Origin of the sequence: Neorhizobium sp. SHOUNA12A, from assembly GCF_023006505.1 — a bacterium.
Taxonomy (GTDB): Bacteria; Pseudomonadota; Alphaproteobacteria; order Rhizobiales; family Rhizobiaceae; genus Neorhizobium.
Window position 1 is genome coordinate 1 of sequence record NZ_JALBGV010000068.1, and the last position, 15763, is coordinate 15763.

A 15763-nucleotide genomic window follows, 5' to 3' on the forward strand; every position below is an offset into this window, starting at 1 on the left:
CGAGCCGGTCGGTGCCGAGCGGAAAGGCGGGGTCGGTGAAGGGCGGCAGCAGCGCCCGGCCGGCGATATGCAGCGGATCGCCGGCGGAGAGCATCGGCGCGAACAACGCCACGAGCACCAGAGCCACAAGGATGCCGAGCCCGATCGCGCCTTCCGGCGTCCGGATGAGATCGCGAAGGAGCCTCATGAATTGGGCTCCGAGGCACCGACGCGAGGGTCTAGAGCTGCATAAACGAGATCGACGAGGAGATTGACGCAGATGACCAGCACGGCGCTGACAACGATGATGCCCATCAGCAGTGGTGCATCGCGGCCGCTAACCGCTTCCTGCGCCAGCCGGCCGAAGCCCGGAATGGCAAAAATGCTCTCGATGACGACGCTGCCGCCGAGCATGGCGGCCGATTGCAGGCCGAGCATGGTGACGAGCGGCAGAAGCGCATTGCGCGCTACATGGCGCAGCACGATGCGGCTGCGGGAAAGACCCTTGGAGCGGGCGAACAGTACGAAATCTAAGGTCCAGGCCTCCGCCATGCCGGAGCGCATCACCCGCAGGAACAGCGCCATGTAGATCAGCGCAAGTGCTGCGACCGGCAGGACGAGGTGCCGGACGATATCTAGAGTGCGGGCAAGGCCCACCTTGCCGGAGGCGATGGTCTCGATGCCCGAGGTTGGCAGCCATCGGAGCTGCACCGCAAAGACGATGCTGAGAACCAGGCCGAGCCAGAAGCTCGGGATCGCGTAAAGAATGAGCGAACAGGTGGAAAGCATTCTGTCCATTATGCTTTCAGGCTTTGCACCGGCGACGATCCCGAGTGCGGAGCCCAAGCCGAAGGAAAGCGCCGTGGCGCTGCCCATCAGCAGCAGCGTGTTTGGCAGGCGCTCAAGGATGAGGTCGAGAACCGGTCGTCCGAAGGCGACCGACCAGCCGAGATCGAGCCTTGCAAGCGAGGAGAAATAGAGCCATAGCCGGGCGAGCATCGACTGGTCGAGGCCGTAGGCCCGGCGCAACGACTGGGCGACCGTCGCGTCGCCGCCGCCGATCGACAGGAGATAGGCATCCACCGCATCGCCGGAGGCGGATTCGAGCAGGAGGAAGGTCAGGACGACGACGATCAGCAGCACCGGAATGCTGCTGATCGCGCGACGTCGGATCAATCGAAGGGCTCGGTTCACGCCAAAAAGCGCCTCTTTATCGGATAGTTCGTCAAGCCTATCACGATTTCAGCGCGGTATCCGACCAGTTGGACACCGCCCAGCGCGGATTGTTCGAGACATTCTGCACCGTATCGCGCGCCACTGTGATGAAGCCCCATTCGGCTACGTTGATCAGCGGCAGGTCGGTAGCGACGATCTTCTGGAACTTCTTATAGAGCTCCGTACGGGCCGCGGTATCGATGGTTTCGGAGGCCTTGGCGATGATGCCGTCGAGCTCCTTGTTCTCGTAGCCGCCCTGGTTGGAGAAGGGCACGCCGGCCGGAATGCCGGACTGGACGAGAATGGTCGTCGAGATCGCCGGGTCGCCACGGAAGACCGGCGGGCCGATGGCGAGATCGAAATCGTGATCCGTGTAGACCGCCTTCTGGTGGGCCGCCGAATCCGCGTTGATGAGCTGCGCGTCGATGCCGACTGCCGCAAGCGCCTGGCGCAGGTAGTCGCCGAACTGCTTGGTCTCGTTGAAATAGGGCGCCGGGCGCAGTTTCAGGGAGAAGCGGGCGCCGTTGGCGCCTTTCTTGTAGCCGGCCTCGTCGAGCAGCGCATTCGCCTTGGCGGTGTCGAAAGCGTAGGTCGGCACGCTGGCGTCATAGAATTCCGGGGCGTTCTTCGGCACAGGGCCGGTCGAGGCCGCCGCGTAACCCAGGAAGATCGTGTCGACGACGAACTTCTTGTCGATCGCATGAGCGATCGCCTGTCGGACCTTGATGTCGGCGAGCTCCTTGCGGCGGTGGTTGATCTCGACGACGAGCTGATAGGTCAGCGCCTCATAGCCCTTGGAGATCACCTTGATGCCCGGCACCTTGGAAATGCGGGCGAGATCGGTGAGCGGCACGGCCGAGAAGGCGGCGAGTTGGATCTCTTCCGCTTCCAGTGCAGCACCGGCGCCCGCGCGATCCGGTAGGACGCGGAAGATGATCTCGTCGAGCTTCGGTTCGCCCTTGCCCCAATAATCGGCATTCTTGGTCAGGCGGTAATATTCGCCCGGCTTGTATTCGGTAAGCTTGAACGGGCCGGTGCCGACCAGCTTCACATTGGCCGGGTTGGTGGCGATGTCGGTACCTTCATAGAGATGTTTCGGGACGACGCTGCTGACCACGGGCAGGGCGTTGCGGATGAGCTGCAGCGGTGTCGGCTTGGAGAATTTGAAGACCGCGGTCGTCGCGTCCGGCGTGTCGACGGCTTCGAGATTGGCGAAGACGAGGCGGCCGAGGTTCTGCAGCGGCTTCCAGATGTTGAGAGCCGAGTAGGCGACGTCGGCCGAGGTGAACGGCTTGCCGTCATGCCATTTCACGCCCTCGCGCAGCTTGAAGGTGACCGACTTGCCGTCAGCCGAACCTTCCCAGGAGGTTGCGAGGCGCGGCGCCAAGCCGTCCTTGCCGTCGAAGGAGGCTTCGGCGAGCGGCTCGATCACCTTGCTCGCGATAAAGAACACGCCGTTGGAGGCGACGATCGACGGGTTGAGGTTTTTCGGTTCCGAGTCGGCTGCAACGACCAGCCGGCCGCCGGCGGCGGTGCCTTGAGCAAGGGCGAAATTCGGAAGTGCCGTCGAGGCGAGCAATGCACCGCCTGCCTGCAAAAGGGTCCGTCGGGATAGGGTGGCGATCGTCATTGCTCTCTCCTGCATCCAGCCATTTTTCAGCATATTGCCAGCGAAATGAACTGTCGCACAGGCAGGAAATTCCTCTGCGGGGCATTCGGGAACAAATTCTTGGATGCGCAGGAATGGAAGGTGAATTTTCCATTGCGCCATAAAGGCTTAGTGCCGGGTCTCCAGCTTGTCGCGAAGGGCGGCGAGGATCTCCTCCGCGAGCGGCGTATCGCCGACCGCGCGGGCGAGCGTCATTCCTCCGACCATCTGGGACAGGACGACGATCGACTTGCGACGCCGATCCTCATCGCCATTGCCGTCGACGATCTCCTGCAGCAGCTGGAGGTGGTTTTCGATGCCTTCGGCGAACACCGATTGCACCGCTTCGCCCTGCCGGGAGGCGTCGGCGCAGAGAGAGGCGAGAGTGCAGCCCTTGGCTTTGAAGAGAAGGTTCGGCCGGGACAGATACATGCCCGTGATCGCCTTCAGCGCCTTGTCGCGGGTATGTCCGATCGTCTGCCGCCAGTTCGCGGCATTGAGCGCCAGCGCCTGGCGTGTTGCCTCGGCCGCCAGGTCCACCTTGGATTTGAACTGGCCGTAAAATCCACCATGCGTCAGGCCCGCCGCCTTCATCAGGTCGGCGATGCCGATGCCGTCAAAGCCGTATTCGCGGAACAGTTCGCCCGCTTTCAACACCACGCGGGCGCGGTTTTCCTCGGCTTCCTGGCGGCTCACCTTCATCGTCTTCTCCTTCGAATACCTTGACTCTTATATTTGGATTGTCATTTAAAGGAGATAAATGATGATCAAAATTTAAATCGAGGTGAAACATGCCGGCAAGACCGAGCGACAGAATAGTGATCACCGGCATGGGCATGGTCTCGCCTCTCGCCAGCGGCGTGGAAGCCACCTGGAAACGCCTGATCGAAGGCCGTTCCGGCCTGCGCCGGCTGTCCGACGAGATGGTGCCGGACATCGACGCCAAGGTCGGCGGCGTGGTGCCCGGCATCGACGAGGACGAGTTCGGTTTCGATATCGACCTTGCGGTGCCGCACAAGGAGCGCAAGAAGATGGATCGGTTCATCGCATTTGCGCTCGAAGCCTCGCGGCAGGCGCTGGAGCAATCCGGCTGGGTCGCGGATAGCGACGACAAGCAGGACCGTACCGCAACGATCATCGCCTCCGGCATCGGCGGGTTCCACACGATTGCCGAGGCTGTGCGCACGGTGGACGCGCGCGGCGCTGGCCGGCTTTCACCCTTCACTGTGCCGTCCTTCCTCGTCAATCTCGCGGCCGGCCATGTCTCCATTCGTTATGGCTTCAAAGGTCCGATCGGCGCGCCGGTGACGGCCTGCGCGGCAAGCGTCCAGGCGATCGGCGACGGCGTGCGGATGATCAGGAGCGGCGAAGTCGACGTGGCGCTCTGCGGCGGCACCGAGGCCTGCATCAACCGCGTCGCACTTGGCGGATTTGCGGCGGCACGTGGTCTCTCCACCGCATTCAACGATACGCCGGAAAAGGCATCGCGGCCGTTCGATGCCGCGCGTGACGGCTTCGTCATGGGCGAGGGCGCCGGCATCGTCATCATCGAGACGCTTGAACATGCGCTTGCGCGTGGCGCTACTCCGCTCGTCGAAGTGGTCGGTTACGGCACGAGCGCTGATGCCTATCACCTGACCGCTGGTCCGGCCGATGGTTCCGGGGCGAAAAGGGCGGTCCAGCGGGCACTGCAGATGGCGGGCCTTCAACCCGAGGCGATCGGCTATCTCAATGCGCATGCCACATCGACACCGGTGGGTGACGCGGGCGAGCTCGCGGCAATCAAATCGGTCTTCGGCACCAGTAACGGCCCGGCGATCTCCTCGACCAAGTCTGCGACCGGACATCTGCTCGGTGCAGCGGGCGGCTTAGAAGCGATCATCACCGCACTGGCGCTGCGCGACGGCATATTGCCGCCGACCCTCAATCTCGAAGATCCCGATCCGCTCGCCGAAGGGCTCGATCTCATCGGTCCGCAGGCCCGTCACGCAGAGGTTGAATACGCGCTGTCCAACGGTTTCGGCTTCGGCGGCGTCAATGCCAGCGTCATCCTGCGCCGCTTCGATGAAAACGCAATTTAGGGAGAACCGCCATGTCTGAAGTCGTCATCGTCCAGCCGCTGCGCACCGCGATCGCCAAATATAACGGCTCTCTCGCCGGCATACCGGCCGTCGATCTCGGCGCTGCGGCCATCCGCGAGACGATCGCGCGCTCCGGCCTTGCTGCTTCCGAGGTGGCCTCGGTCACCATGGGCAATGTCGTCCAGGCCGGCAACAGGATGAACCCGGCGCGGCAGGCGGCGATCCATGGCGGCCTGCCGGTCTCGGTGCCGGCCGTCACCGTCAACCGCGTCTGCGGTTCAGGCGCCGAGGCGATTGCCAGCGCGGCCAAGGATATCTGGCTTGGCCATGCGAAAGTCGCGATTGCAGGCGGCATGGAGAACATGGACCGCGCGCCCTACCTGATGAGCGGCGGCCGCTGGGGTTATCGCATGGGTCATGCGGAGATTTTCGACAGCATGCTGCTCGACGGCCTTCACGACGCGTTTTCAGACAGACATTCCGGCTGGCATACCGAAGACATGATCGCCTCGCAGCAGATCAGCCGCGCGGATCAGGATCGCTGGGCGGCGCGTTCGCAGCAGCGTTTCAGCGCCGCGCAAGTGGAAGGCAAGTTTGCAGCCGAGATCGTTGGCATCGATCTTCCGGTGAAGGGCGGCGTGAAAAGTTTTGCCGCTGACGAAACGCCAAGGCCGGATACCACGATGGAGGCGCTTGCCAAGCTGAAGCCCGCCTTCCGTGATGACGGCACGATCACCGCCGGCAATGCACCCGGCCTCAACAGCGGTGCGGCGGCGATGATCGTCGCGGATCGGGCCTTTGCCGAAGCCAAGGGCCTGCGCCCGATGGCGCGGCTGGTATCCTATGGCGTCGCCGCGGTCGAACCCGGCATGTTCGCGCTCGGGCCGATCCCGGCCGTCAACCAGGCGCTGGAGCGCGCTGGCTGGACGATCGGCGATATCGAGCGGATCGAGATCAACGAGGCCTATGCAGCGGTGCCGCTCGCGGTCCTCAAGGGGCTCGGCCTGCCGGAGGATATTGCCAATGTCGAAGGCGGGGCGGTGGCGCACGGCCATCCGATCGGCGCCACCGGCGCAATCCTGGCGACACGGCTTCTCCATTCGATGCAACGCGACGGCTTGAAGCGCGGTATCGTCACGCTCTGCATCGGCGGCGGCCAGGGCATTGCGCTGGCACTGGAAATGATCTGATCTCCTTGACGCGCATGTCGTTGTCCCGAAACCGGCCTCCACTTTCGGGCAATATGCGTCAGCAAAAAGCGCGGCAAGAGGGATTGCCGCGCTTTCCGTCTATCCAGGCAGAGAGGACCTTGATGGATAGACCTTGGTTTTCAGATTTCCACCACGACGTAGTCCTCATCGATCGAGACCGGAAAGGTCTCGGCCTGATAAGGACCTTCCGTCAGCGCACCGCCCTTGGCGACGGAAACGTCGAAACTCTTGACGCGGGTGCGTGCCGGGTCGCACCAGGATTTGCCGGTGCGGATGTCGAATTCCCAGCCGTGCCAGGGGCAACGGACGAGCTCTCCGTGCCGCGTCATGCGGACCTTTCCGGGCTCGTCCGCTTCGGCCAGCCCCACGACCTGGCCGCGGCAGAGGTCGGCGCCTTCGTGCGGGCAGCGGTTGGCAATGGCGAAGAACTCGCCTTTGACGTTGAAGAGGGCAATGTCGCGGCCTGCGACCTTCACCAGCTTGGACTTGCCGATGTCGAGTTCCTCGACCTTGGCGATGACATGACGGGCCATTCTCTATTTCAATCCATCGATACTGATTGCGGTTCCGGAAGAGCTGATCTTGTCTTCAATTCAGGGCAGGCGGTAGACGCGCTTGGCATTATCGCGAAAGATCTGCACGCGCTCGGTCGGCGACAGCGGCACTTTGAAGGCGTAGCGCGGGTCGTCGAAATCCCAGTGCGGATAATCGGTCGAGAACATCAACCGGTCGGCGCCGACCCAGCGCAGCGTGTCGAGCAGGTGGCGGTTGTTTTCCGGCTCCTCGATCGGCTGGGTGGTGAACCAGACGTTTTCGCGGATATATTCGGACGGCGGCCGCTTCACATGCGGCACCTCGGAGCGCATCCGTTCCCACTGCTTGTCGAGCCGCCACATCAGCGGTGCCGCCCAGGCGAAGCCGCCTTCGACGACGACCAGTTTCAGCTTCGGGAAGCGTTCGAAGACGCCCTCGAAGACCATGCTGGTGACGACGCTCTGCAGGCTGTGCGAGAAGGCGTAGTGTTCCTCGATATAGAAGTCCAGCCAGCCGGCGCCACTATTGGCGTGCTGACCGTAGGCGGCGGAGTGCATGCCGATCGGCATGTCATAATGTTCGGCAGCCTCATAGATCGGCCAGTAGCGACGGCGGCCCGCCGGCTCGATGGTGCGCGGCGGAATGGCGATCTGGGCAAAACTCCGGTCGCCGATGCGCGCCTCGATTTCGGCAAGAGCCGCCGGCACGTCTTCCTGGGTGACGCAGATCGAGGCTTTGAGCCGCGGATCCGGGCCGGTCCATTTGTCGAGCTGCCAGTCGTTGACGGCGGCGCACATGGCCGCGCCGAGTTCCTGGTTCAGCGTCGAGGAGCCCGCCGCGAGCGGCTGGAGTATGCCGTATTCGATGCCGAGCGGGTCGAGCAGCTGTTCCTGCAGAAAGGCGAGGTCGGAGGCCGGCGGCCCGCCGTTCGGCGGCCACGAGTCGCGGCGCATGCCATTGCCGGGCGTCATGCGTGGGTAAGGCAGGGTGCCGACCACCGGATTGGCGCTGCGCTGGCCGTAATCCGCCAGATGGTCGCGCCAGCGGACGGGCAGGAATTTCGCGAGTTCCGCAGGCGAGCCGAAAGCCGGATGGATGTCGCAATCGACGATCCCGAGCTTGGCGTCTGCTTTAGTGTTCTTATCCAGAACGGCCTGATCCATGGCTTAGTCCTCCAGTCGCGGATAGGTGGCGAGTGCGTTCTCCCGAACCAGCCGGTCGATCAGGCGTTCCGGGAAACCGGCGGGGATCGCTGCCTCGCCTTCGAATTGCGCGTGCGGATAGTCGGTCGAAAAGAGCAGCATGTCGTCGCAATCGAGATGTTCAATGATGCGTTCCAGCTCGGCCGGATCGCGCGGCGCGTCGAAAGGCTGGGTGGTCATGCGGATTTGGCGGCGAACCAGCGCCGACGGCGATTCCTTGACCCAGGGGATCTCGATGCGGGCGCCGCGCCAGTCCTTGCTCATCCGCCACATCTGGCCGGGCAGCCAGGAGACGCCGGATTCGATCAGCACGATCTTCATGTCCGGGAACTTGCCGAGCACGCCTTCGGAAACGAAACTGCCGACCTGTGCTGCAAAACCCTGGACCTGATGGACGTAATCCTCGGCGAGATAGGAGAGGAAACCGCTCTGGCTCGGCGCATGGCGATAGGCGCTGCCGGCATGCACGCCGAGCGCAAAACCATGCCGCTGGGCGGCTTCGTAGACCGGCCAGTAGGTGCGGCGACCGAGCGGCATCTCGCCCATGCAAAGTGTCAGCACCTGCACGAAACGCTTATCATCGGCGAAGCGCTCGATCTCCTCGACGGCTGCTTCCGGGTTCTGCATCGGCAGGACGAGCGACGCGCGCAGGCGCGGGTCGCGGTCGAGCCATTCCGCCTTCAGCCAGTCGTTGGTGGCGCGGCAGACGGCGGTGGCGAGATAGGGATCGTAGATCGCATGCACGGCGGTGACGCAGTTGAGGATCGCGTATTTGAGACCGTAGGGATCGAGCAGGTTTTTCCGCAGCTTTTCGACGCCCTTGCCCTCCGTCGCCTTCCAGTCCTCCCGGAAGAACGGCTTGGTGCGGGTCGGGAAATTGGTGAGCTCGAGACGGTCGACATCGCGCGTCGTGACGATCTCGCGCCAGTAGTCGTCGAAATAGGGAAGAAGATCCTCGCGCCCCGGCGCGTCCGGATGAACGTCACAATCGATCGCGCCCAATTGCGAAAGCATAGAGCGCTGCTGGGTCACAGCAGTATCCACCGCTTAAAACCTCCCTTGTCTGTCGGTCCGGCCGCTCGTTTCGCGGCGGACCTGAACCTCACTCCCAGGCGGCGCGTCGACAGGCGACAGCCACCCTCGCATCAGCGATGCGTTTCCTCGATTTGGGAGGGTAAGCGGCACGGGGAGCCAAGAGAATATGCTTTTTCATCGTAGCGGCTTTCTCGATTCGAGAAAGCCAAAGGCCTTCCAGCTTTTCTTCCCAGGCAAAAGTGGCGCGCTCAAGCGGCGCGGTCGCCGATCACCAGAGCCGTGTGCATATGGATACGCAGCCATTCCATCAGCGCGCGCACGGTCGGTTTGCGCGCCTGGGTCTGGGGGATGAGCGCCTTCAGCCAGAGCTCCGCTACGGGAAAGTCGGGCAGCAACTCGATCAGCTTGCCGCTCCGGATCGATTCCTCCGCCACGTAATTCGCCACCATGGCGACGCCACGGCCTCGCAGCGCCAGGTCGTGCAGGATTTGGGTATCGTTGGCGCTGAAGGCGGAGCGCACCTCGACATCGATCGGGCCGCCGGGGCTCAGGAACGACCAGGTCGAGCCGGTCGCGTGGAAGGTAAGGCAGATATGATCGACGAGGTCGCGCGGATGTTTCGGCAGGCCGCGGTTTTCGAGATAGTCGGGAGCCGCGCAGAGTTTTCGCGGGTAAGGACAGAGCGGCTCGTCGATGACATTCGAATAGGAGGCGGGCAGGGCACCGAGCGCGATATCGTATCCCTCTTCCGCGGGATTGACCGAACGGTCGACCAGGGCAAGGTCCATGGTGACGTTCGGATTTTCCTGCTGGAAATCGCTGAGGATGCGGGCGAGGAAGGCGATCGTCACCGTCGTCGGCGCCTTGATCCTCAAATGACCCTCGATCCGCTGGGCGACCGCGGCCGCTCCGCTGATGGCATCGTCGATCTCCTTGACCAGCGATTGGTAGCGGGGCAGGTAACGTTCGCCGACCTCCGTCAGGATAATCTGGCGGGTCGAGCGGATGAAGAGTTTGACCCGCATCTGGTCTTCCAGCCGGCTGACGCGTTTCGTCACGACCGAGGGTGCGACGCCGAGATGACGGCCCGCCGCCGAAAAACTGCCGGACCGGGCAACCGCCAGAAACGTGCGGATATTGATAAGCGTATCCAATGTCTTAGGTCTCCCATGCCGCTCTGCCGAACGGCCCTCCGCGTAAACGGTAGCACAATTCATCTTTCTATTTTCGAGAAAAGTGAATGTAAAAAAATGGTGCTTTTCCCCTGCACGGGAAAAGGTCAATCTAACAGAGAGGGAATTCCGATGCCGGCTGGCGTCGCCGCGACCGGCAGGGAGAGCCGGCGCAGATCGGAGTTCAAAAAGGGAGTTTGCAGTTGGCCAAGGCCAATCCTGTCCGAACCGAAGGCCTGAATGCTCCGCATCATGCGGTGCTTATCAGGGACCTTGTCAATTGCAGGGCCCGCGCCAGATCGTTTCCGGAACGCCGGTGAGCGGTCGGGACTGAGCAGCTGTTCGGGAAAGCGCCGCCGCTTGCGGTGAAAAGGGAGATCGCGGTCGGTGGCCGCAGAAATTTTGAGCGTCGAGTGCCGGGATCGGGTCCCGGGCGCGATGCTCGATCGTCGGTTCCAGGGAGGAGAGACACGTGACGATAAACACATCCATGACTTCGGCCATTCAGAAGGCCTCGGCCATTCAAAAATGGTCGCGCCGGGTTTTCATGGCGGCTGCGGGCAGCCTTGCCATCTCGGCAGCGGCCGGCCTGCCTGCCTTCGCGCAGGATGCCGAGTGGCAGAAGCTGATCGACGCGGGCAAGAAGGAGGGCTCGCTCGTCCTTTATACCGCGCTCGTCGGCCAGCCGAGCACCAAGCAGATCGCCGAGGCCTTCACCAAGCAATACGGAATTTCGGTTGAGGTGCTGGAAGCGCGCGCCTCCGAAATCCGCGAACGCGTCCGGGTCGAGCAGGCCGCGGGCCGCTTCGCCGCCGACGTGATGTTCACCAGCGAAGGGCAGACCATGCTCTACGACAAGGAGGACAAGTCCGTCGATCCGCTGCCGGTGACCCCGAATTCGCAGAAGATCGGCGACAAGTTCAAGCTCAAGGTGCCGATGGCCTCGGTCATGACCATTCCCTATGGGATCATGATCAACACCGGCCTCGTGAAGCCGGCCGACGAGCCGAAGAGCTGGAAAGACATTGCCGATCCCAAATGGCAGGGCAAGATCCTGTCCGACGATCCGCGCGCGATCGGTGCCGGTTACCTCTGGTTCTTCTCGACCTATGACAAGATCGGCGAAGACTATGTGAAGAAGGTCGCGAACCAGAAGCTCGTCTTCACCCGCGACCAGCGCGAATCGCAGCGCCGCACCGCACGCGGTGAATATTCGATCTACATGCCGGTCATCATGACCGACTTCTCGGATCTGAAGGGACTGCCGGTCAAGTTCATCATTCCCGAGGAGGGCGTTCCTTACGTTCTTTACGGCAACGTCATGCTCAAGAAGGCTCCGCACCCGAACGCCGCCAAGCTCTATCTCGATTTCATGCAGGGCCCGGTCGTGCAGAAAATCTATGCGAGCCTCGGCTACGGTCCTGTCCTTCCCGGCATGACCGAAGGCCTGCCGGCGGACGTCAAGGCGATTTCCGAAGCCAAGCTCTACGGCACGACGGACACGACCCGCCAGAACGAGATGCTGGCCAAGTCCAAGGACATCTTCAAGTAAGCCTCCCAGGCCGCTGCCGGTCCGATGTTCGGGCCGGCGGTGCCGTTTTTCATACCCGGAGCCGCGAGGATCCCATGACGATTATCCACAATCGCCCCCTAGACGACATCGCCGAAACTGCGCCGACGATTGCCGGCAATGCTTTCACGCGCGCCTTTTCGGGCGGATCGCTGTGGCGTCTGATCGGCATGCTGGTGCTGATCCTGATCCTTGGCTTCCTGACGATCTATCCGCTCGCCATGCTGCTTTATGGCAGCCTGCATTCGACGCCGCCCGGTATGGCCGGCGAGTTCAATCTCAATGGCTACCGGTCGATCATGACCACCCAGAACCTCATCGTTCTGGCCAACACGATCGGCATTTCGCTTGCGAAAACCATACCGTCGCTGACGATCGCGGTGTTTCTCGCCTGGATCGTGGCGCGCACAGACACGCCGTTCCGCGGCACGCTGGAAGTGCTGATCACGCTGCCGTTCTTCATTCCGCCGATCCTGACCGCGATGGCCTGGGGCATGCTGGCCAACCCGCAGGTGGGCGTCATCAACATGGTCTGGCGCTGGGCAACCGGGGCGACCGATCCACTCGTCAACATCTATTCCTATGGTGGCGTCATCTGGCACATGTGCCAATATTCGATCCCGTTCCTGTTCCTGTTCATGGTCGACGCGTTCCGGGCGATGGACCCGTCGCTCGAGGAATCGAGCCGCATGTGCGGCGCCTCGCGCTGGACGACTTTTCGCAAGATCACCCTGCTCCTGATGCTGCCAGTGCTGACCAGCTCGTTCATGCTGAGCTTCATCAAGGGCATCGAGACCTTCGAGTCGGCGCTGTTCTTCGGCCTGCCCGCAGGCATCAAGGTGATCACCACCGACATCTACGAGTCGATCAACCACCGCGCGACGCCCGACTACCAGTACGCGACGTCGCTTTCCTTCGCGATCATGGGGCTGATGTTCCTGCTCGTCATCTGGCAGTGGTGGATGCTGCGCGGCAAGAGTTTCCAGACCGTCACGGGCAAGGGGTTTCGCCCGAGCGTCATGGAGCTCGGCCCCTGGCGCTGGGTCACCTTCGCCTTCTGCGTGCTGTTCTTCTTCATCACGGTCGTGCTGCCGATCGGACAGCTGATGCTCGGCTCGTTCTTCCGCTTCTTCGGCTTCTACACCTATGACATGCTGACCCTGGAGCACTACAGGGCCGTCTTCGCCAACAGCGAATTCTGGCGGGCGGTCCGCAATACGATGGTGCTCGGCCTGCTCGGCGCCACCGCGACCATGGCGCTCGGCGCGATCGTCGCCTACATCTCGGTGCGCACCCGCTGGCGCGGCCGCAACCTGGTCGACAGCATGGCCTGGCTTCCGTGGATGATGCCGGGCATGGTCCTCGGCGTCGGTTTCCTCTGGGCATTTGCGATGCTTCCGGGACCGATCCCGATCTATGGCACCATCTGGGCGCTGCTGCTTGCCTATATCGCGCTCGGCACGCCGGTTTCCGTGCGGGTGATGACCGGCGCCTATCACCAGCTTTCCTACGACCTGGAAGAATGTTCGCGTGTCCACGGAGCCAGCTGGTTCCAGACCATGTGGCGGATCATGGTGGCGCTTGCCTGGCCGGCCTTCGCCGTCGGCTGGGTGCTGACCTTCTTCGGCATCATGCGCGAGCTGTCGGCGTCGATCCTTCTCTATTCGGTGGGATCGGAAACGCTGGCGGTGGTGCTGATGAAACTTTGGGCCAACGGCAATGCCGAACAGGTGAGCGTCATCGGCCTGATGATGATGCTCCTGGTCATCGTGTTCCGCTGGGTGCAGCTCAGTTTCATCAAATCGCGCATCAGCAAGCTCTAGGCTTCAGGCCCGGCGGCTGCGCCCGCCGGCCGATTTTTGGTTGTCGTTTAAGCGGATTCTGGCATCCGCTCCGAAAGGAAGAGAAATATGGCTTCGGTGACGCTCGAAAACGTGAGCCGCATGTATGGCGCGGTAACCGCCGTGGACAACGTGAACCTGAAGATCAAGAGCGGCGAATTCGTCACGCTGCTCGGGCCGTCGGGCTGCGGCAAGACGACGACGCTGCGCATGGTGGCTGGGCTCGAAAAGAATACCGGCGGCCGCATCGCGATCGGCGACAATGTCGTGTCGGATTCGGAGAAGGGCTATTTTGTGCCCTCCGAACGCCGCCGTCTCGGCATGGTCTTCCAGTCCTATGCGATCTGGCCGCATATGACGGTGTTCGACAACGTCGCCTATCCCTTGCGCATCCGTCGCCGCCCGGACAAGGAAATCAACGATCGCGTCATGAACGCGCTGCGCCTCGTCGAGATGGAGCAATATGCCGAGCGTCCGTCGCCGGCACTGTCCGGCGGCCAGCAGCAGCGCGTGGCGATCGCTCGTGCGCTGGTGTTCGAGCCGGAAGTGCTGCTCCTCGACGAACCGCTCTCCAACCTCGATGCGCGCCTGCGCACCCAGATGGGCGACGATTTCCGGGCCCTCCAGCAGCGTCTGAAGATCACCGCCCTTTACGTTACCCACGATCAGGCGGAAGCCATGGCGCTGTCCGACCGGGTCGTCGTCATGCATGGCGGCAAGATTTTGCAGGTCGGCGCGCCGGAGGAAATCTACCGCCGGCCGGAAAACCGCCAGGTGGCCGCCTTCTTCGGAACGCCCAATCTCCTAAACGCGACGGTCAAGGACTGCCGCCCGAACGGCGGGCAATATTACAAGCTCTCGGTCGAAGGCCAGGGCTGGTCCGGCGACTGTCATGCGGCAACCGAAATGCCGAAGGGCGCGGATGTCACAGTCATGGTTCGGCCGGAAAACCTGCATGTCCGGGATGCGGGTCAGGTGAACGGCGACCTGTCGTGGGCGGGCGAGGTTTCGCAGGCGATCTTCCGCGGCTCGCACCGCTCGATCATGGTCAAGACCCCGGCGCAGACCCTGCATGTCGAGGCCTCGTCGCTTTCCCATGTCGATATCGGCCGCCCGGTCACTGTCGCCGCACCCGTGGAGGCTGCCTGGGCGGTGCGGAACTGATCGTTCCGGGGTAGGCCGGAATATGGAAAACTTGCGTTTTGTCGCAGATATTCAATATTGAAGCGATGTTCCCGTCGGTCTGTCTTCGTCCGGCGCGATCCGCATTTCGATATGGCGCAGGTGAGGCCCAAGCATGACCACAGGCACCCGAACTCAGAATCCTCCCGGGCCTGAGAAGCAGGAGACCCGCCAGCAGCACGTGATCGACAAGCTGAGGACCTGGGCGAGCGACGGCACGATCGATCCGCGCAAGAAACTCTCCGAATCCGGGCTTGCCGAGGCGCTCGGCGTGTCGCGAACGCCGATCCGGCATGCGCTGGCCGTGCTCGTCGAAGAGGGCGTGCTGCAGCGCGTCGGCGCCCGCGGTTATCGGGTCCGGGCCTACAAGGTGGCCGACGTGATCGAGGCGATCGAGCTGCGTTCGATGATCGAAGGTTATGCGGCCAAGAAGATCGCCAGTGAGGGCCCGTCGCCGACGCTGGTGGCGGAGCTCAAGGATTGCCTGCGCGAAGGTGACGACATCTTCGAGAACGGCGGCATCGACGATCCGGTCAACGAGGAACGTTATGCGGCGATGAACCTGCGTTTCCACACGCTGATCATCGAAGCCGGAGGCGGAAACCTGCTGCACCAACTCACCAGCCTTTTCGACCGGGTGCCGTTCGGTGCACCGGATTCGATCCGCTTCGACAACATCACCCGCAAGGAGCGGGCGCAGCATCTGCATTACGCGCACTGGCAGCACCATCACATGGTCTCGGCGCTGATCGCCCGCGACGGCGCCCGCGCCGAAAGCCTTTTCCGCGAGCATGGCGAAGGGGTGAAGATCAGCCTCGGCATCAGCAAGGGGCTTTTCGCGATCGACGGCTCGCGCATCCTGCCGATCTTCGACCTCGACAGTCCGGCCGGTCATATCAATGGCCTGATGCAGGACGAAAACGAAGACTAGGAACGTTTGCGGGCGCCGAAATAATTCCGCTTGGGATCCCAAAATGCCAATTTTGCTCGCGGATGGCGGCAATCCGGATCAAGTTTGTTTTTCTGCGTTGCACCAAATATCACCATATATTATGCACACAGCGTAATTCTAATGGGCTGTCGCCGCGCTTTT

General features: G+C 62.6%; 13 protein-coding genes and 1 pseudogene. 6 read left to right on the plus strand and 8 right to left on the minus strand.

Translation table 11 applies throughout. The annotated features are described in order from the left end of the window. From MOV63_RS24120 to MOV63_RS24135, 4 genes and pseudogenes are all read right to left on the minus strand, one after another. A pseudogene (locus tag MOV63_RS24120) lies at positions 1-187 on the minus strand (ABC transporter permease); the annotation flags it as partial. Next, entirely contained in the window at positions 184-1173 is a 990-nt protein-coding gene (locus tag MOV63_RS24125) for an ABC transporter permease (protein WP_247037695.1), read from the minus strand. The pseudogene MOV63_RS24120 and the gene MOV63_RS24125, both read right to left, overlap by 4 nt. Positions 1174-1213: 40 nt before the next feature. After that, entirely contained in the window at positions 1214-2824 is a 1611-nt protein-coding gene (locus MOV63_RS24130; protein WP_247037697.1) for an ABC transporter substrate-binding protein, read from the minus strand. 147 nt (positions 2825-2971) lie between these two features. Then, on the minus strand, positions 2972-3544 hold the full coding sequence (locus MOV63_RS24135) for a TetR/AcrR family transcriptional regulator (protein WP_247037699.1): 573 nt from the start codon (positions 3542-3544) through the stop codon (positions 2972-2974). A gap of 89 nt (positions 3545-3633) precedes the next feature. Between MOV63_RS24135 and fabF the strand changes: the two genes are divergently transcribed. Both fabF and MOV63_RS24145 read left to right on the plus strand, forming a co-directional pair. Further along, the gene (gene fabF, locus MOV63_RS24140; RefSeq protein ID WP_247037701.1) at positions 3634-4923 is read left to right on the plus strand and encodes a beta-ketoacyl-ACP synthase II; all 1290 of its coding nucleotides are present in this window, start codon (positions 3634-3636) and stop codon (positions 4921-4923) included. Between the two features lie 11 nt (positions 4924-4934). Further along, positions 4935-6113 carry a thiolase family protein gene (locus tag MOV63_RS24145; protein ID WP_247037703.1) on the plus strand — a complete coding sequence of 393 codons (1179 nt, stop codon included), beginning with the start codon at positions 4935-4937 and terminating at the stop codon, positions 6111-6113. Positions 6114-6253: 140 nt separating this feature from the next. Here the strand turns inward: MOV63_RS24145 and MOV63_RS24150 are convergent, their stop codons facing one another. The 4 genes from MOV63_RS24150 to MOV63_RS24165 form a co-directional block, all read right to left on the minus strand. After that, positions 6254-6667, minus strand: coding sequence for a Rieske (2Fe-2S) protein (locus MOV63_RS24150; RefSeq protein ID WP_247037705.1), 414 nt, complete (start codon positions 6665-6667; stop codon positions 6254-6256). A 60-nt stretch (positions 6668-6727) separates the two neighbouring features. Further along, positions 6728-7831: an amidohydrolase family protein gene (locus tag MOV63_RS24155; protein WP_247037707.1), complete on the minus strand. Its 1104-nt coding sequence runs from the start codon at positions 7829-7831 to the stop codon at positions 6728-6730. A gap of 3 nt (positions 7832-7834) precedes the next feature. Next, on the minus strand, positions 7835-8914 hold the full coding sequence (locus tag MOV63_RS24160) for an amidohydrolase family protein (RefSeq protein ID WP_247037709.1): 1080 nt from the start codon (positions 8912-8914) through the stop codon (positions 7835-7837). Between the two features lie 239 nt (positions 8915-9153). After that, positions 9154-10059, minus strand: coding sequence for a LysR family transcriptional regulator (locus MOV63_RS24165; RefSeq protein WP_038543676.1), 906 nt, complete (start codon positions 10057-10059; stop codon positions 9154-9156). 490 nt (positions 10060-10549) lie between these two features. Between MOV63_RS24165 and MOV63_RS24170 the strand changes: the two genes are divergently transcribed. The 4 genes from MOV63_RS24170 (at position 10550) to MOV63_RS24185 (ending at position 15601) form a co-directional block, all read left to right on the plus strand. After that, a complete protein-coding gene (locus MOV63_RS24170; RefSeq protein WP_247037711.1) occupies positions 10550-11629 on the plus strand; it encodes an ABC transporter substrate-binding protein in 1080 nt (359 codons plus the stop codon). Between the two features lie 74 nt (positions 11630-11703). Further along, positions 11704-13470 carry an iron ABC transporter permease gene (locus tag MOV63_RS24175; RefSeq protein WP_247037712.1) on the plus strand — a complete coding sequence of 589 codons (1767 nt, stop codon included), beginning with the start codon at positions 11704-11706 and terminating at the stop codon, positions 13468-13470. A gap of 87 nt (positions 13471-13557) precedes the next feature. Next, on the plus strand, positions 13558-14652 hold the full coding sequence (locus MOV63_RS24180) for an ABC transporter ATP-binding protein (protein WP_247037714.1): 1095 nt from the start codon (positions 13558-13560) through the stop codon (positions 14650-14652). A 133-nt stretch (positions 14653-14785) separates the two neighbouring features. Continuing rightward, entirely contained in the window at positions 14786-15601 is an 816-nt protein-coding gene (locus MOV63_RS24185) for a GntR family transcriptional regulator (RefSeq protein WP_247037716.1), read from the plus strand. Positions 15602-15763: the final 162 nt, after the last annotated feature.